Here is a 17,217-nt window from a genome sequence, read left to right as displayed (position 1 = left end):
CAGTCACCGATCACATCGCCTTGACCCAGCCGGGAACGGACGCCATCCCGTCTTTGTCCTCCCAGCCGTGCTCGCGGAGATACGTTTCGAGGTCGGTATACTCGAATCCGAATCTGTCCTCGAGTGCGTCGATGTCGGCGCTGTAACCGACTTCGTTGAACCACTCGCACATCTCGGTAAACTCCTCACCGAAGGTGTCGTAGGCGTCTTCGATCGGAACGTGAACGGGTTCGACGTCGACGCCGGTCACCGTCGAGAGGACCTCGGCGGTTTCGGTTAGCGTTCGCTCGTCCCCAGCGAGTTCGAGTCGTTCCCCGACGAACGCATCCCGTCGTTCGAAGACGGTGGCTGCGACGCGACCCACATCGTCGGTGTCTATCATCTGCAGCGAGACGTCCTCCTCGAGGGGCAGTTCGAGCCGGCCGTCCTCGACGATGTCCTCCGCGAACGCCTCGAGGTTCTGGAAGAAGAACACGGGCTGGAGGACGGTCATCGGCAGGTCGAGATCCGTGGCGTATCGTTCGATCTCCCATGCGGAGTCGAAGTGCGGAACCCCGGTGTCGCGCTCGTGGCTACCGACGCCGCTGAGGACGAAGTGATCAATGCCTACCTCACTCGCGACATCGGCAACGTTCGTCCCCTGCTCGACTTGCTGTTCGTATCCTTCCGTCCAGAAGTTCGTCACCACGAAGACGGCATCGACGTCCGAGACGTGTTCCGAGAACGAGTCGGGATCGTTCAGATCTCCCTCGACCATCGACACGCCGCGGTCGGCCAGTTCGCGTGCCGCCTCGCTCGATGCGTCGCGCGTCAACCCGGAGACGTCGAACTCGGTCTCCGCCTCGAGCAGGTGATCGACGACGCTTCCGCCCTGATTACCGGTCGCACCGGTGACGAGAACGCTCGTCGTCACGTTAGCACACCTCCGCAGTGGTTGCGTCGGTCGTTGATAGCGGCTTTCGGTCAGGACTGTCGTCGACTGAAGGACGTTGCTCGGGTGGTTTCATTACGTCACCTGCTTTCATTACGAACTATAAATCGCTTGGCGACACATCCGACACTACCTAACATCGGTGTAACCGGTTGTCGAGTTCGCCGGTTTGAGTGGGGTTCGTGATCGCCGTCGCACTCGACAACCGGTCGATAGACCGGCAACGTCGTCGTTCGTTGACGGTTCGAACACGGAATCCGACGCGACGAGTCACACAGTAATCCGTATCAGTCCCTCGCGTTAGCGCGATTCGCAGATGCCGATGAAGTTCTCGAAGATCTCGTCGCCTTCCTCGGTGTGGGCCACCTCGGGGTGCCACTGCACGCCGTAAATGTCGCGGTCGGTGTCGCTCATCGCCTCGACGTCGCAAACGTCGCTTCTCGCGGTCAGTTCGAAGCCGTCGGGAACCGCCGTCACCTCGTCGGCGTGACTCGCCCACACACGCGTTTGCGGGTGGAGCGATCCCGTGAGCGGATCGTCTCCGTCGACGATGTCGACCGTAACGTCGGCGTACCCGCCGTACTCGCCGCTCTCGACGCGTCCGCCGAGTTCCTCCGCGATCAGTTGCATTCCCAGACAGATCCCGAGTACGGGAACGTCTTCCTCGAGATACGCGGGCGAGTTGCCGATGCGGTCCATCTCCGGACCGCCAGAGAGAACGACTCCGTCGGCGTCGACGTCCGCAGGCGGCGTGTCGTTTTCGATCAACTCCGTCTCGACGCCGAGGTCACGAAGCGCCCGACGCTCCAGGTGTGTAAACTGTCCGTGGTTGTCCACCACGACGATCTTCGTCATTGGCGACTCCTAGCCGTCCACCCGGTAAAAACGGTCCGGAAGTCGATGCCGACGGTCTTCGACGAGGCGGTACGCTTATTGCGCCGAAACGGAACCGACTCGTATGGCTAACGACACTCGAACGTTCGATCATCCGTCGTGGATTGCGGCCGCCGGGACGGGCGTCGGCTATCTGTTGATCCTCGCGCTGTTGACGGTCGTCCTGTTCGTCGTTCCCTGGCTCGTCTTCGCGTCGCTGTAACGGTCGTCGCCAGACCGTTGCAGGCGTCCGTCACATGTATCCGAGGTCTTTGAGCTGTGCCTCGACACCCGAATCGATCTCGCGGCCGGGTGCGTTCGATTCGTCGTCACCTCCGTGCTCGGCGCCGTCGTCCCTTCCGAACTGTCGAACGCGTTCGGACAACGTCTCGGCGGCCACGTCACACCGCTCCGGATCGGGTGAGCGAAGGAGCGTGTCGCTCGAGCGATCGAAGAGGAACTCCGCGCCGGTATCGTTTCGGACGTACTTGTTCCCCTCATCAGCAGCGACACGCCAGCGGACGACTTCGTCGGGCGTCGTCCGACCCGCGTGCGGAACGAAATCCTCAGCGATGGCGACGTCTCGTGTGTAGCGTCCCGAGGGCGGGTTGCCGTCGCGGACGACGTCGAACAGCGACGCGAGTTCGAACATGTCCTCGAGCGTTTCCCCCTCGCGCTGTCCCGGTCGCTTGATCCAGAGGGGAACGTTGAGGTTGATGTCCCGGAGGTAATGGGGCGGATGCTCGTCGCGCGGGTAGTCACCGAGTGTCTTCCCGTGATCGCTGGCGACGACGACGAGCGTGTCGTCGAAGACGCCTTCGCGTTGTAACAGGCTCAGTATTTCCTCGACTTTCCGATCCTGGTATCGGGTACTCGCGTCGTAGTACTCCATGATTCGCCGTCTCGTGTCCGGGTCGAGATCGGTTTTCCCCATCACGTAGGCGAGGAGCTTTGTGTTGAGAACCCGCGGCTCGAGCGGCCCGGGGACCTCGAGTCCGAGTTCTTCGAAGGCCTGCTTCGGCGGGAAGTAGGGGCTGTGTGCCTCCATTAGATTGACGAACGTAAACGTCGGTTCCGCAGAGTCGATCCCGCGTTCGATCCACCGTTTCGTCCGATCGACGAGGCTGTCGGTGAAGAACCGTCGTTTCAGCGCGAACACCGGCTGACGAGCTCCCTTTCCAAGCAGCGAGTGACACCGCGAGTACAGCTCCTCGCGAGAGGTGTGAACGCTATCGTCACCCTCGCTCGAGATCTCGAGATCCCACTCGACGAACTCGTCGAACCCGCGGTCCAGACCCGAGAGTTGACCGACCCACGGGTTATTCGAGAAGCCGGCGGTTCGATACCCGTCTTCGGAGAGGACGTCGGCGAGCGTCGATCGTGAGGGCGAGAGTCGACACATATCGTCCGAAAATCCGTTAGTCACCCCGTGTTCGGACGGAAACGTCCCCGTAAACATCGAGGCGTGTGAGGGGAGCGTCCACGGGGCCGGCGCGAACGCGTTCTCGTAGGTCGTCGCGTACGTCGACAGCGTCGAGAGCGCGGGTGTCGTCTCTCGGTCGTGATCGTACGTCGAGACGCGGTCCATGCGGAGTGAATCGAGCACCAGAAACAGCACGTCCGGACTGTTCGACATACCAGTATCTTCGTGAAGACTGACTTTGTTACCGCCCGACTACCCGCAGTAGCCGACTACCCGCAGTCGAAAGTCGATGGTGTCGATCCGTCCAAGTTCAGTGGGGGCCGGACAGTCGAACACGCGTCGAAACACGTCGCTGAGTTCGGCTATCACGGTCCTGGTTTCGGCTACGACGTGCCGACAGCACGCCGAAAAAACCCGTCATCAACACGCACCTGGTCATGGGTCAGTTCCGCTCCGGATCTCCGTCGGGTTCGTCGGAATCGGCGGTGTCAGCCCGTACCGTTCGGTCGATCGGAACCGCGATCGACCGTTCGCCCGGGCTTCGAAGCACCGGCTTCGAGCCGGTTGCCTCACGCCGAACGTGATCGGCCTCGTCGGTTCGTCCGTCACGCGGCGTCAGGTAGACGCCATCGACGTCGAGGTCGGCCTCCGAACAGAGTCGCTCGAGAACGGATCGGGCGCCTTCGGTCGTGATCGCCGGTGGAGCGATCGCTCGCTCGCGGGCGAGTTCGATCGCCGTCCGGTCCGAAAGCATCGCCTCGATCTCGTCGTCGCCGTATCCACGTCCCCGAAGCCGCTCTCTGACGTGGCGGGCGATCGAAGGTGCGTGTCGGGTCGGAAACAACGGCCAGTCGTTCGTCGGCGGATCGAGAACGATACGGTAGCGACGCAACGGCGTCCGCGCGGGTGCGAGTAACGAGACCTCTTCGTCGCGCTGGCCCGTTCCGAGGACGCGAATCGTGCCGGTGTAGAAGTCGACGTCGTCCCAGGTCGCCCCGGTCCGTCGATCGTCTTCGGGAACGCGAAACAGTTCCGAGCCGCGAGCGCCCGAGTGTGTGAGTACCGCGACGAGTGCGTACTCGCGCAGCCGGGATCGACGGTCGTCGACGCCGACCGAGTCGGCACTCGAGTCGAGTGCTCGCACTCTGACGTGGCGCTCGAGTCGACGCCGCTGGCTCGCCGTCCAGCCGTCGTCGGTCGACCGGTCGTCACCGCTGGGTAGAGCGGACTCGGCCGTCTCGGTCGCCGCCGGGTTTTCCGGGATAATACCCCCACGAACGCACCACGAGAGAAACGCGCGGACGACCGCGAAGTAGGTTCCGGCCGTCGACGCGGTGTACTCCCCGCGTTCGGTTCGGTCGCCCAGTTCGACGGCGTACGCCCGCATGTGCTCTGGCTCGAGCGAGAACAGGGTAACGATACCGTGTTCGGCTTCGGCCCACGTGACGAACCGACGGAGGATCGACTCGGCGTTCGACGCGTAGCTTCCGGCACCCGGCCCGTCGGGATCTCCGACGGCCTTTCGCTCGAGGAAGGCATCGACCGCGTCAGCGATCGCGACACCAGTCACGGATCGGTCACCTCGTCGGCCGAATACGAATCGACACGCGGTACCATCCGTTCGTCCGGTACTGGTTCGCGGCGCTAAATCCGTGTTTCGGATCTCGGCCGGTGTCGGCGGGGTGGAACGGGAGACAGATTCACGTTCGAGGCGCTCGAGAAACGAGGTATATGTTCGAGACGATTCTCGTCCCGACGGACGGCAGCGAGTACGCAGAGTCGGCCGCGGAGATGGCACTCGAACTCGCGAAGACACACGATGCGGCGGTCCACGTCCTCTCCGTCGCTGACACCGGCCCGCTCGAGAGCATCCGACTACCGGGAGATGCGGCGAGCCCGGAAGGAGCGTTTCGAGCGCGCGCAGAACGGGCCGTCGAAACGATCGTCTCCCGCGGCGAGGAGACCGGTCTCGAGATGACGGGGACCGTCAGAACGGGGCCGGCCGAAAGCGAGATTCTCGAGTACGCAACGGAGGTCGATGCCGATCTCATCGTGATGGGGACTCGAGGACGCGGTGGCGTGACGCGAGCGGCGCTGGGAAGCGTTACTGACCACGTCGTTCGCCTCGGTGACGTCCCGGTGTTCATTCCGGAGTGATCCGCGACGAACACCCGCGTTGTTCACCGCTTTCCGGAAGCCTCACTCGACGACAGCGTTGATCGCGTTCGTTCGCCGGCCCACCGACCAGCCGATGAGAGCCAGTCCGACGTAGATGCCAACGGCGGGGAGCGCGTAGGCTTCGATCACGAGCGTGGGCGGAAACCCGAGCGAATCGAGTGCCAGCGCGAGCAACAACGAGACGAGAAAGAGCGCGGCCCCGATGTCCGCGGTCCGCATGCTCGGGAGAATGCCAGGGTGGGAACGAACGCGTCCGACCGCATAGAAGACGATCGTATACGAGAGCCAACCGACCCCGAGCGACAGCGCGGCCATGAACGGATCGTCGGGGAAGTATCGTGGGACGAGCGAGACGTGAACCCCGATCGTGAGAAGCACCGCGGCGGCGAGGAGGACGTACAGCAGCGATCGACGCTCTGTGGAACTCATTAGCTGACGTGACGGATTCAGTGACCGTTAAACTACGTGCTCTCGATCCGTGCGGTCGCTGTGCTCGGCCGATCCGAACGCGATTTCACTCGAGGTACCCGAGATCGGCCAGACGCTGTTCGACGGCGTCGTCGTCCGTTTCGACGGACGAGGCACCGTCGAACCGGGGATAGGACCGAACGCCGCTCGACTCGACGCACGCGAGCGGGCGGCCGTCCATTCGCTCGTCGATCGGGAGACCGAACGTCGCAAGGACCGTCGGCGCGACGTCGAAGAGATGTGCGGCTCCAGCTCCGGTCGTGTGGTCGATATCGGAGCCGGAGGCCGCGAACGTTCCCTCGAGCTTGTGATTCCACGGCTCCGAGGGTGGACCAAAGCGTTCGCCTCGGAGCGTCGCCGAGAGGAAGTGATCGAACTCGGCGGGAACGGTGACGACGTCGACGGCGTTCTCGCTCTCGGGACCGTGGAAGTACTCCTCTCGCGGACGAACCGCCTCGAAAACGGGCTCACCGTCCGGCGTCCTCACCGATCGCAACGCGTCGATGAGTTGCGTTCGCACGACCTCGTACTCCTCGGCCGGGACGACGCCGTCCGGTTCGCGGCCCTCGAGGTTGATCCGGACGCCGAGTTCGATCCGCGAGCGCACGTACGCAGCCGAGGCCGGAAAGTCCACCTGAGTCGCCCCCGCGTTGACGAGGGCTGCAGGCGTGCGTCTGGCGACGAAGTCGTCGATGCCGAGGCGCTCGAGTGCGGCCCCGATTCGCTGGCTCGTGAGTCCGGCGCTCGCCGCGGCCGCCATCGCCCGTTCACCGAACCCGAGGTCGCGCCCGCTCGAATCCGCCCCGCGTTTCAGATCGTCGTCTCGAATCGTCGCCCACGTCGGCATCCCGGACCCGCCGCGACGGGTCGAGACGAACCCCTCGTTCCGGAGGAACTCGTTCGCGCGAAACTCCGTTCCGTCGTACGGCCCCATCCCGTGATCGCTGACGACGATGACGTTGTCCGGATCGTACGTCTCGATGATCTCCGCGAGTTGCGCGTCGAGTTCGCGATAGATCGATCGAATCGCTGCGTCGTTGTCGGGCTCTTTGTGAAAGATCGAATCGGTCGCCTGAAACTCGAGAAATCCGAACTCGGGATCGAACCGGTCGACGAGGTAGCAAAACGCCTCGCCGCGCATCCTGACACACTCGCCGTACGCCGTCTCGAGATCGGCCGCGTTCTCGTCGGGATAGACGCGGTATCCGCCGATCGACTCCCGAACGTCCTCTAGCAGCCCCGCGGGATGGCAGTCCGGGTTTTCCGGTGCGGTGTAGCCCGGAATCAACGCGCCGTCGAACGATCGCGGTGGGTGGGTGACCGGAACGTTGACGACGACGCTCGTGATCCCGTGGCGGTCCAGTAGCTCCCACAGCGTCCGCTCGCAGACGTCGGTCGCGTTCACGACGTCCCAGTCGTAGCCGGCGAACGAGAGGAAGCCGAAGACGCCGTGTTTGCCGGGATTCATACCCGTATACAGCGAGGGCCACGCCGAGGCCGTCCAGGGAGGAATCTGTGACTCGAGCGCCGTGCTCGTTCCGTTTCGGTAGATCGACTCGAGCGTTGGAATCTCGTCGTCCTCGAAAAGCGGTGCCAGCACCCGGTCGCAGGCGGCGTCGATTCCGACGAGCAGGGTCCGGAGGGCGGATCCGTCGTTCATCGGTGACGAGTCCATCGGGCCGACCCTTGGTTATGGGCGGAGTTAATCCCGGAATTCATCGCCTTCGCGTCGAAAGCCGCCTGATTCCAGCGTCTTCACGTGAGAGGAGGTCAATCTGCTATCGAAAGAAACGGGTCGGCCACGACGTGGGGAGCGAGTCGGATCGGATCGTCGTCTTCATTTTACGCTGTCGTACAGCGACGCGATCGTTCGCATCCCCAACGAGCCGTACTCGAGGCTGTAGTACGTTCGCAACGCAGGATCGAACTTCGCCTTGTACCGGTTGATCCGACGCGTATCGGCACCGACGAGGTCGTAGGTCTCGAGGCCCGACTCGAGGCCGTCTTCCATGATCGCCCAGTCGAGGAGATCGTTCGTGGGAACGTCGACGTCGGCGTCGGTTCGAACGCCGCCCATCCATCGGCTCGTCGTCCCGCGGTACTCGAGCGCCAGGATGCCGCCGACGAACTCGCCGTCGACGCGGAGCGTGTAGGGCCGAACGTGGCCGTTTTCCGATCGATCGGCCAGATCGAGGACGAACTCGAGGGGAACGTCGAAGCCGATCCCCTGTGACTCGTATCGATTTCTGACCTGTTCGTGGATCAGTCGAATTTCCTCTGGACCGCCGACGCCGATCTCGTAGCGATCCTCGTCCGTGTTTCGAATGTTGCTACGCGCGTCGCTGCTGAACGTCATCAGAAGTTCGTCTTCCGAAATCGACAGATCGACGGCGTAGGTGTACTCCGGCGTCGCGTCGTACCCGTCCCAGATGAACGGCCGAGCGTCCTCGAAGCCGGTCGACGTTCGGACGTGCCCGTACTTCGGGTTCAGTTCCGAGCTGATCCACTCGAAACAGCCGTCCATGAATCGCTGGCGTCGTCGCTCGCGCTTTCGCTGTTTCAGTTTCTCGAGGTTCAGAAACGCGGGACCGAGATACGGCACGCGGAGATGTGGCGGCGGCGAAAACACGGTCGTGACGAACCGTTTTTTGACCTCGAAGAGGGGAAAGAGCCCGACGACCTCCTGTCCTTTGAAGCCGATCAACGGGTGAAGCGTCGCGTCCGCGTACTCCGCTTGCACGCGAAGGGCCTCGAGTTCGTGACACAGCGTCCCCTGCGGGGATCGCCTGACGTACTCGTTCCAGCGCTCGCGGTCGTCGTCGGTCGCGAGGCGGACGTCGATGCTCACGGACGGACGCCTCCAGTATCCGATTCGTCTGGGTGCTCGGTCGCTCGGCGTACCATGCCGGTTTGATCGCCTCGGACTCACTTTGTAACGATCCTGTTTCTTCTGCGAGGTTTGGGCGATTTCGTGCGGAACGATCGTCGACTCTCGGACGTCACCGTTTCGAACACGGCGTCTACACCGAGTCTCGCGCCAAGCGAGTTATGCGACGGGTAACTATGCCCGGACCCTTCGATCAGTCGATAGCTACCGAATAGATGAAAGACCGATCGACACGAACGTTCCAGCCGTTCACGACCGTCCGACAGGGAAGTAAACACCTCGCAGCCCGGCTTCCGACCGATCTGGCTGGCGTCGTCGGATTCGTCGCCCTCGCGGTTGTCCTGCTCGCCGTAATCGACGTCGGATCGATCCTCGCCAGAGCCGCGATCGGTTTTCCGCTCCTGTTTTTCGTGCCGGGATACGTGACCGTCGCCGCGTTGTTTCCGCGTGGCGGTCCCGACCACGAATCCGGCTCTCCGGTCTCGATCGATCGATGCGGTGTGAGCCCTCTCGAACGGGTCGCACTGGCTTTCGGTCTCAGCGTCGCAATCCTCCCGCTGCTCGGCCTGGTGATCGCCGTCGCGTGGGGGTTTTCGGCTGGCGTCGTCGTCGCAACCGTCGCGGGGTACGCGACCGTCGTTGCCTGGATCGGTGCCATCAGACGGCTCCGCGTCCCGACGAGCGAGCGCTACCGGTTCAGTCTCGTTCCGACCGTCGAGACGGCACGCGCCCGGATTTTCGACACGCGGTCGTCGTTTCACGCGGCCGTCAACGTCGTCCTGGTCGCCAGTCTGATCGTCGCACTGACGACCGTCGGCTACGCTCTGGTCGCGCCACAGCAGGGCGAACAGTACACCGGCCTCGAGATCCTCACCGAGAACGACGCTGGCGAACTGGTCACCGAACATCCGGACGAAGTCGTAGCGAGCGAGCCGTTCGAGCTGACGATCGGCGTCGAGAACCGGGAGGGACAGGACGCGGAGTACACCGTGGTCGTCCAGGAGCAGTGGATCAGTGACGATACCGTCATCGAACGAAACGAGTTACAGCGGATCGACTTTGCGGTGTCCGACGGCGACACTGCCCACGGCGACCGCGACGTTACGCCCGTTGCGGAGGGTGGTGACGTCCGAATCGCGGTGTTGCTCTACGAGGGAGACGACGTACCCGAGACGCCGACGACCGAGAACGCGTACCGTTACGGCTATTTCTGGACCGAAATCGTCGACGAGATCGACGCCTCGTCGGATGAATAACGATGACAGTATCCGATAACTTACAGTCAGCAACTGGTGCATAACAAGGACCGAGATCGGCAAACGATCGCAGCAGCTTCGAATGTCATCACAGTCAGTCTCCGCCGACGAGCCGTTTCGTAAACTGTTGCTCTCGTTCGGCTTCGTCGCACTCGCCGGCGGTGTACTCGTCGCGCACCGGACTCCTGCGACCGGATACGAACTGTCGATCTACACGATGACGTCGCCGTGGATCTGGGCAGGTCTCGGGACGGCATTGCTCGTCTCGCTTGCCGTCTCGTTCGCACCGTCCGGAGCGGATGGCTGGGAGAGTCGATCGTTCGCGCTCGTTCTCGGCGGACTCGCGATCACCGCTTTCGCGGGATTACCGATCATCCGTGGCTACCACTTCTTCGGCCACCACGACGCGTTGACACACCTCGGCTGGGCACAGGGGATCGCAGACGGCACCATCTCCCCGTTCGATCTCCTCTATCCCGGCATTCACACGCTCTCCGTGCTCATCAACTCGGTCACCGGTATCCCGCTCTCGAGTTCGATGTTGCTCGTCGTGTTGCTCTCGACGGTCGCGTTCGTCATTTTCGTTCCCCTCAGCGTCGGGACGGTCGTCCCAGATCAGCTCGCCGTCACCATCGCCGCTTTCGGCGCGTTCTTGCTCTTGCCGGTGACGACGATCTCGACGTTCATGCAGCCCCACGCGATGACGCAGACGATCTTACTGTTCGCGCTGTTCGTCTACGTCCTCCTCAAGTACCTGGTAAGCGACGGCGCTTCGGGCGGACTGGCGTTCGTCTTCGCCATCGTCGCGGCGGCGGCGGTCGTCTTCCACCCGCAGTACGTTGCACACGTCCTCGTCGTCTGTCTGGCGATCTGTGGATTACAGCTGGTGGTTCCACGGATTCCGTTCGTCTCACGTACGAGGCCCGTTCGACGAATCGCGGGCCACCGTCGTCTCTACGGTCACACGCTACTTCTGGTCGCGGTGTTCTTGCTCTGGTCTGCGAACCACGGCTTCTTCTCGGGCTTCGTCGATCGTGCACTGACGTCCGCGATCGAGTACATTCTCACGGGATCGGGCGAAGCCGGAGCGTCGATCAGCGCCCAGGGTGGGTCGCTCGCGGCCATCGGCGTGAGCCTGACCGAGATCTTCGTCAAGCTCTTTTTCCCGCATCTCGTCTTCGCGGCGCTTACGGGTCTCCTCGTTCTCGCCGTCGTCCTGACCGGACGTCCGAGACGGTATCGGGACGTTTCGGCCGTCACGATCTACCTGGCTGCCGGCCTCTGTGGTCTGGGGCTATTGTTCGTCGTCTACTTCGTCAGCGTAACGAACGAGATGTACTTCAGGGTGTTCGGGCTGATAGCGGTGTTTACCGTCATCCTCGGGTCGATCGCGCTCCACGCGGGAATCCTCTCGCTGTCCGAGCGGCTCTCGACTCGTTCCGTCCGAACGATCGCCGTGGGTCTGTTCGCGGTTCTCCTCGTGTTGTCGCTCGCGTCCGTCTTCGCCTCTCCGTACGTCTACAGCCAATCTCACCACGTCTCGAGCGCGCAGATGGGAGGTTACGAGAGCGCCTTCGACGCGGCCGATCCCGACGTCGAGTTCGCCGGATTCGGCGGCGCGCCGAACCGGTACGCCGATGCGATTTACGCGGCAGAAACGCGAACCGGCGCGCACGCCACCGTCACAACCGACACGTTCGAGTCCGGACCCGCTGAGTACTACGGAACTGACCGCTACCTCGTGATATCCGAGATCGATCATCAGCGAGAGACCGTCGCCTACCAGGGCTTACACTACTCCGAGTCGGATTTCGCCTCGCTCGACGCCGATCCGAACATCGATCGCGTCCAGTCCAACGGCGAGGTCACCACCTACCGCGTTCGGACGTGACCGCTCTCTGATTGGTGCGATCCGTTTTTCGCCTCGAAGTCAGCCCGCTCTGGACCTCCGTTCGTCGTCAGGATAACTCGGCAAACGCGCGCATCGGAATCAGTCGAATCCGGCCGTCGTCTCGGTCCGTGTTGTAGGGGTTGACGAACAACCCTCGATCCGGATCGCCCGCGAGAAAGACGTAGGCGTTGGCCCTCGGAACGAGCTGTCGCGGGTTCAGCCGGTCCGCCAGCGCGGTCCGTCTGTCGTAGGAGACGAGTTCGTGCCAGTCGGTAAATCCGGACGCGGACGAGGCGGCGACTACCGACGTCCGGTCCGAGTGAACCGTCTGTGTTTCGGGGCCGGTGCTGTCCGCCCCCGCTTCCTTTGCGGTCGAAAAGCAGACCCACTGCTCGCCGTCCACGGTGATCGTTTCGGCGTAGTAGACGGAACTCGAGACCCTGTGGACGGTCTCCGGAGTCGGATCTGGATCGTCGACGTGCTCTCGCGGAAGTTTCCGGATAGCCTTGTGTTCTGCGTAGACGCTGTCGACTCCCCAGAGCACCGCATCGGACGTGAACGCCAGTTCGACCGCCCGCCAGGACTGGTCGCCGCCGCCGACCGGTTCGACCCCTCCGTCTCGGAGGCGACCGATCGTGCATTCGGAATCCGCGTCGCCGGTCGTTACCCACAGCTCGTCCGCGTAGGGATCCGCCTGAACTCCGTGAACGTGGCGAACGTCCTCGAGTTCGGCGGCCGTCGACCACGTGTCCCCGTCCTCGGATGCGAGGATCCGGGGTGTCGTTCGGCCGTCGAGTGGATACTCCCCCACGTACGTGGTTCCATCAGCCGTACAGACGGCGCTCGGAAGCACGCCCATCGGTGCCGAGGATGCGGGCAGCGTTTCGACGACGCTCCAGTGCCGTCCGCCGTCAGCCGACCGAAACAACCATCGATCGGCACTCGCGAGCAGCGTCGCGTCGTCGATCGACCAGACGTTGACCGCCGGGAATCGTCCCGTGATCGCCGTGACCGCCGATCGAGCGGGACGCGTCGTTTTGAGCCGATACCCGATCCCGGCCGACGACGGGGCGGGCAGTCGACCGCGTTTCGGTTCTCTCCCTCCAATATCCCCGGTTCCGTCGGGCTCGAGGTGGATCGAACGTCCCTGCGTCGCCAGAATTCGTCCGTCGTGAATCGTCTGTAGTTTCATCGGTAGTGCGAACCCGTCGCAGCCTCGTTCGTTTCCGACGGTCGAACGACGGTTTGTAATCCTCTCCCTGAGCGTCCACGAAACCGTAGAGTCCGGAGATGCTGACGGTTAACGGAATCACTGTAATCGATCTCGTGGGTTCGGTTCTTTGATCGATCAACGGACGGGAGAGACAGGAGTTCGATATCATCGAACCGAACGATCGAAGTGTGGTGGAAAAACCGCACGACGGTCGCCCGATGACTCTCACAAATATTTTCATGAATGTCTATATTTCCTACCTAAATATAAATGATTATGTGACTATTACTCACGTACACATTACATTCTGTCTAAATTAGGAATATTTTAACAGAAAGTTTATACCGTTATGCTTGAATTACTCGAAGGCATGGCACGCGATCAATCGGTACTGGACAGCGATGAGAGCAGTAATGACGCGTTTCTCGATCGACGATCACTCCTGAAATGGACCGGCACCGCAGTCGGTGCGGTGCTCGCAACGAGTGGGGCCGCCACAGCACAGAGCGCCCGGTCTGAACCCGAGGCGGCCGACCCAGACGCGATGTCCGAACGCGTACTCGACGTCTCGGACGGCGATGACATCTCCTCGCACGTCTCGAACTCGAGCAACGGCGAACTCCTGGTTCTCCCCGAAGGAACCTACGAGTGGAACTCCCGAATTGCCCTCTCGCGGCGTAACTGGGGGATCCGTGGTGACGGCGACGTGACTATCATGCTCCCCGAGAACTGGGGAACGAACGGTCGCCAGGAGTTCTTCATGAACGTCACCGGCGACAACGTCCTGATCGACAATCTCACGTTCGACTCCGACGGGCGTCCGGGCGTCGGCATGCGGTGTATCGTCGACAACGTCGCGTCGATCCGAAACGTCCACATCGCCAACGACGGTCCGCGAACGTGGGACGTCGCACACACGCGTGCGTTCGCCGTCGGTGCCGAGTCCTCGGGCGGCCACATGGAACTGGACGGGATCACGATCCACAACAACGGCAACATCGCACAGTACAACGGCGGTCACAGCCGCGTCGGGATCTGGTGTTCACGATCCGGTCGACTCACGGTTCGAAACTCGGTTCTCGCCGGCTTTCCGAACAACGCGATCTACACCCGAATGCCCGGCGAGATGCTCGTCGAGAACTGCGTCTTCGCGAACAACAGCCCCTCGAGCATCCGCCTCGGCGGGGACAACGAGGTCGTCAGGAACTGTACGTTCTACGGCGACCACGACCTCGACGGCTCGACCTCGAGCTATCCCGGTCGCGGTTCGACGAACGCATCGGCCATCATGGCCGATCGACGCGAACGCGCCTCCGACGGCGGTCTCGTCGAGGACTGTTCGTTCGTCTACCGAGACGTCACGAACGCGACCGGTGCAGTTCGAATGTTCGACAACCGCTATCTGTCGGTCGAAAACTGTCAGTTCATGCTCGACCAGTCCGACGTCCCTGGTATCGGAATCCAGCGCAGTACGTCGGTCGACGTCTCCGACTGTATCTTCGACACCGAGAACGACTCCGGCGCGTCCGCCCTCGGCGGAAGCGCGGGGAACTACGGATCGGTCGAGAACATCTCCGTCAGTCCGGGGCTCTCGAGTGGCCCGGCGTCGGCCGACCGCGACGATCTCGAGTTCGACTGGGATGACGCGTACGACTATCCGAACCCGTCGTTCGACGGGTCGGGTGACGACGGACAATCAGGCGATGACGACGAAGACGAGAACGAACTGCCGAACACGATCGTCTTCGACGGCGAGGGCGGACAGGACGTTTCGGAGTACCACTTCGTCGTCGACGGCGACATCGACCACAGCGAGTACCACTCCGAGTACGGAACCGGGGGCGAGTTCGTCGACGACCAGACCATCGAGGGCTGGGTCCGCGGCGGCGTCGACGGCTTCCGCTTCGAGGGTGAGCTGATCGAACTCGAAGTCGACGGCGACGCGGCCGTTCGCGTCAACGGTATCGAGGTCGATCCCGCGGAGTTCGACGACGATGACGAGGGCGAAGAGGGAAATGACGACTCGCCGTCGACGCTCGCGTTCGACGGCGAGGGCGGTCAGGAAATCACGGAGTATCGATTCGGTGCAACCGGCGAGATCCAGCGCAGCGAGGAACTCTCGGAGTACGGAACCGGGGGCGAGTTCGTCGAGGATCAGACCATCGAAGGCTGGGTCCGCGGCGGGAAGGACGGCTTTCACCTCGAGGGCGAACTGACCGAACTCGACGTCGACGGCGATGCGACCGTTTACGTAGACGGGGAAGCCGTCGATCCGGACGCCGTCGTCGGGGATGGCGACGAAGACGAAAACGAGGACGACGACGAACCCTTGTTGAACTCGGTCGTCTTCGACGGCGAGGGCGGGCAGGACGTTTCGGAGTACCGCGTCGCCGTCGGCGGCGAGATCGAACGGAGCGAGTACCACTCCGAGTACGGGACCGGGGGCGAGTTCGTCGACGACCAGACCATCGAGGGCTGGGTCCGTGGCGGGAAGGACGGCTTCCGGTTCTCCGGAGAGCTAACCGAACTCGAGGTCGACGACAACGCGAGCGTCGCGGTCAACGGTGTCACCGTCGATCCGTCTCAGCTCTCGCTCTGAGCCGCTCTCAGATCTGAGACCGGACCTCCTCGAGATCGAGGAGGCCACCGGCGACCGAGAGAACCGCCCAGACGAATACGCCGACTGCGACGGCTCCGAACAGAGTGAACAGTCCGTCGACGTACGGCTGGGCCGCGTAGACAACGGCGGTCATTCCGCCGGTGACGACCGACACGGCGGCGATCGACTTCGCCATTCGGTGGCGATCGAGTGGCAATTCGCAGTCGATCAGGTAAACGTTGTACGTCACCATAATCGCGAAACAGACGGCCGTCGAGATCGCGGCACCGACGACACCGATCGTCGGGATCAACGCGATATTGAGGCCGACGTTGAGCGTTCCCGTTATGCCTTTGCCGATCGCTCGTTCCGTTGCCCTGCCGAGGTAATCCAGGCTGTCGTTCGTTATCTTATCGAGGGCCTGGAACAGGACGAACGCCGAAAAGATCTGGAGGACGGGCGCTGCTCCGGCGTAGGCCGGACCGAAGACGAACTGGATGCCGGGTTCCGCGAGCAGGACGATCCCGGCGACTGCCGGCAGGTACAAGAGGAGAATCACCTCGAACGATTGCTCGTAGACGCGTGCGGCACGCTCGAGTTTGGCACCCGATTTGTGCTCGCCAAACGTCGGCGCGACGGTGAATCCGAGCGAGTTTGCCGGCGCGATGACGAACTCGGAGACCTGTTTTGCCAGTTCGTAGAACCCGACCGCGAGCGGCGTCAGGAAGAATCCCACCAGGAGCGTATCGACCCGTTTGTACAGCAGGTTTCCACCCTGTGAGGCGGTCAACGGAACGCTGTACTCGAGTATCCTTCGCGCCAGCCCGGACTCGGGGGGACCAGAGCGTGGATACTCCCGCAGCAGTCGGCCGAGAAAGACGGCGCCGAACGCGACGCCGAGTGCGTACCCCGCGACGTAGCCGCCGATCGCGCCGATCGTCCCGAAGCCGAGTGAGAGAAAGAGGACGACACACCCGAGCTGTCCGACGCTCGAGACCGCCGTCGTCGCCGCGGAAAGCGGAACCCGTCCGAACCCCTGAAACGAGATACGGACGTAGACGTACGCGACTTTCACGACGATGTACGCGGCTCCGATTGCGAGCAGCGGCGCAAGCGCGGGCTCGTCGTAGACGCCTGCGATCCAGTCGCTGAGAAAATAAAACGACAGACTGACGAGGACGACGACGGCGGCGAGCGCGGTTGCGGAGATTCGAACCACGTGATGCACCTGCGCGTCGTCTTTCTCCCGGTACTCCGCGAGGAACTTCGCGGTCGACTTCGGAATGCCAAGCGAGCCGACGACCGTCGCGATCGAGAAGACGGCGATCGCGAGAAACACCAGTCCGTACTCGTCGGGCTCGAGAAAAACGCGCGTGAGCAACAGCGTGATCCCGCCTTTCGCGGCCAGCCGTGCGACATCGGCCCCGAGCGTGGCTTTGACTCCGCGACCGATTCGGTTTGCTATCGACATGAGAGGAGGTGTAGCGTGCGCTTCGAG

Annotated in this window: 14 protein-coding genes; 5 read left to right on the top strand and 9 right to left on the bottom strand. The window is 62.8% G+C overall.

Translation table 11 applies throughout. The features are described 5' to 3' along the window. Nucleotides 1-10 precede the first annotated feature (10 nt). Nucleotides 11-913, bottom strand: a complete 903-nt coding sequence (locus EA462_RS09310; protein WP_124178293.1) for an NmrA/HSCARG family protein — start codon at nt 911-913, stop codon at nt 11-13. 318 nt (nt 914-1,231) lie between these two features. Continuing rightward, on the bottom strand, nt 1,232-1,786 hold the full coding sequence (locus EA462_RS09305) for a GMP synthase subunit A (protein WP_124178292.1): 555 nt from the start codon (nt 1,784-1,786) through the stop codon (nt 1,232-1,234). A gap of 103 nt (nt 1,787-1,889) precedes the next feature. Between EA462_RS09305 and EA462_RS17265 the strand changes: the two genes are divergently transcribed. After that, the gene (locus EA462_RS17265; protein ID WP_165872038.1) at nt 1,890-2,027 is read left to right on the top strand and encodes a hypothetical protein; all 138 of its coding nucleotides are present in this window, start codon (nt 1,890-1,892) and stop codon (nt 2,025-2,027) included. Nucleotides 2,028-2,057: 30 nt separating this feature from the next. Here EA462_RS17265 and EA462_RS09300 read toward each other — a convergent pair whose 3' ends face one another. Further along, a complete protein-coding gene (locus EA462_RS09300; RefSeq protein ID WP_124178291.1) occupies nt 2,058-3,440 on the bottom strand; it encodes a sulfatase in 1,383 nt (460 codons plus the stop codon). Between the two features lie 229 nt (nt 3,441-3,669). Then, entirely contained in the window at nt 3,670-4,797 is a 1,128-nt protein-coding gene (locus EA462_RS09295; RefSeq protein ID WP_124178290.1) for a tyrosine-type recombinase/integrase, read from the bottom strand. Nucleotides 4,798-4,958: 161 nt separating this feature from the next. Here EA462_RS09295 and EA462_RS09290 point away from each other — a divergent pair, with 161 nt between their 5' ends. Next, nucleotides 4,959-5,384: a universal stress protein gene (locus EA462_RS09290; protein WP_124178289.1), complete on the top strand. Its 426-nt coding sequence runs from the start codon at nt 4,959-4,961 to the stop codon at nt 5,382-5,384. Nucleotides 5,385-5,426: 42 nt separating this feature from the next. Here EA462_RS09290 and EA462_RS09285 read toward each other — a convergent pair whose 3' ends face one another. From EA462_RS09285 to EA462_RS09275, 3 genes are all read right to left on the bottom strand, one after another. Beyond that, the gene (locus EA462_RS09285) at nt 5,427-5,834 is read right to left on the bottom strand and encodes a hypothetical protein (RefSeq protein ID WP_124178288.1); all 408 of its coding nucleotides are present in this window, start codon (nt 5,832-5,834) and stop codon (nt 5,427-5,429) included. An 85-nt stretch (nt 5,835-5,919) separates the two neighbouring features. Then, entirely contained in the window at nt 5,920-7,533 is a 1,614-nt protein-coding gene (locus tag EA462_RS09280) for an alkaline phosphatase family protein (protein WP_124178287.1), read from the bottom strand. A gap of 177 nt (nt 7,534-7,710) precedes the next feature. After that, nucleotides 7,711-8,721 carry a GNAT family N-acetyltransferase gene (locus EA462_RS09275; protein WP_124178286.1) on the bottom strand — a complete coding sequence of 337 codons (1,011 nt, stop codon included), beginning with the start codon at nt 8,719-8,721 and terminating at the stop codon, nt 7,711-7,713. Between the two features lie 254 nt (nt 8,722-8,975). On the opposite strand from EA462_RS09275, the gene EA462_RS09270 reads away from it, so the two are divergent. After that, nucleotides 8,976-10,016 carry a DUF1616 domain-containing protein gene (locus EA462_RS09270; protein ID WP_124178285.1) on the top strand — a complete coding sequence of 347 codons (1,041 nt, stop codon included), beginning with the start codon at nt 8,976-8,978 and terminating at the stop codon, nt 10,014-10,016. 82 nt (nt 10,017-10,098) lie between these two features. After that, entirely contained in the window at nt 10,099-11,907 is a 1,809-nt protein-coding gene (locus EA462_RS09265) for an MFS transporter (protein ID WP_124178284.1), read from the top strand. Between the two features lie 67 nt (nt 11,908-11,974). On the opposite strand, the gene EA462_RS09260 is transcribed toward EA462_RS09265, so the two are convergent. Then, the gene (locus EA462_RS09260) at nt 11,975-13,099 is read right to left on the bottom strand and encodes a WD40/YVTN/BNR-like repeat-containing protein (RefSeq protein ID WP_124178283.1); all 1,125 of its coding nucleotides are present in this window, start codon (nt 13,097-13,099) and stop codon (nt 11,975-11,977) included. Nucleotides 13,100-13,490: 391 nt separating this feature from the next. Here EA462_RS09260 and EA462_RS09255 point away from each other — a divergent pair, with 391 nt between their 5' ends. Further along, nucleotides 13,491-15,719, top strand: coding sequence for a right-handed parallel beta-helix repeat-containing protein (locus EA462_RS09255; protein WP_124178282.1), 2,229 nt, complete (start codon nt 13,491-13,493; stop codon nt 15,717-15,719). A gap of 7 nt (nt 15,720-15,726) precedes the next feature. On the opposite strand, the gene EA462_RS09250 is transcribed toward EA462_RS09255, so the two are convergent. After that, complete coding sequence (locus EA462_RS09250; protein WP_124178281.1) at nt 15,727-17,190, bottom strand: flippase; 1,464 nt, start codon at nt 17,188-17,190, stop codon at nt 15,727-15,729. Between the last annotated feature and the right edge of the window lie 27 nt (nt 17,191-17,217).

This window comes from Natrarchaeobius halalkaliphilus (assembly GCF_003841485.1).
GTDB lineage: Archaea > Halobacteriota > Halobacteria > Halobacteriales > Natrialbaceae > Natrarchaeobius > Natrarchaeobius halalkaliphilus.
Note: the sequence above shows the minus strand (reverse complement) of the source record. Positions and strands in the feature narration are given on the sequence as shown.

Bases quoted from the DNA above. Each gene is read 5' to 3' on its own strand.
- EA462_RS09305 (WP_124178292.1), bottom strand. From the start codon at position 1,786: ATGACGAAGATCGTCGTGGTGGACAACCACGGACAGTTTACACACCTG.
- EA462_RS17265 (WP_165872038.1), top strand. From the start codon at position 1,890: ATGGCTAACGACACTCGAACGTTCGATCATCCGTCGTGGATTGCGGCC.
- EA462_RS09300 (WP_124178291.1), bottom strand. From the start codon at position 3,440: ATGTCGAACAGTCCGGACGTGCTGTTTCTGGTGCTCGATTCACTCCGC.
- EA462_RS09290 (WP_124178289.1), top strand. From the start codon at position 4,959: ATGTTCGAGACGATTCTCGTCCCGACGGACGGCAGCGAGTACGCAGAG.
- EA462_RS09285 (WP_124178288.1), bottom strand. From the start codon at position 5,834: ATGAGTTCCACAGAGCGTCGATCGCTGCTGTACGTCCTCCTCGCCGCC.
- EA462_RS09280 (WP_124178287.1), bottom strand. From the start codon at position 7,533: ATGAACGACGGATCCGCCCTCCGGACCCTGCTCGTCGGAATCGACGCC.
- EA462_RS09270 (WP_124178285.1), top strand. From the start codon at position 8,976: ATGAAAGACCGATCGACACGAACGTTCCAGCCGTTCACGACCGTCCGA.
- EA462_RS09265 (WP_124178284.1), top strand. From the start codon at position 10,099: ATGTCATCACAGTCAGTCTCCGCCGACGAGCCGTTTCGTAAACTGTTG.
- EA462_RS09260 (WP_124178283.1), bottom strand. From the start codon at position 13,099: ATGAAACTACAGACGATTCACGACGGACGAATTCTGGCGACGCAGGGA.
- EA462_RS09255 (WP_124178282.1), top strand. From the start codon at position 13,491: ATGGCACGCGATCAATCGGTACTGGACAGCGATGAGAGCAGTAATGAC.
- EA462_RS09250 (WP_124178281.1), bottom strand. From the start codon at position 17,190: ATGTCGATAGCAAACCGAATCGGTCGCGGAGTCAAAGCCACGCTCGGG.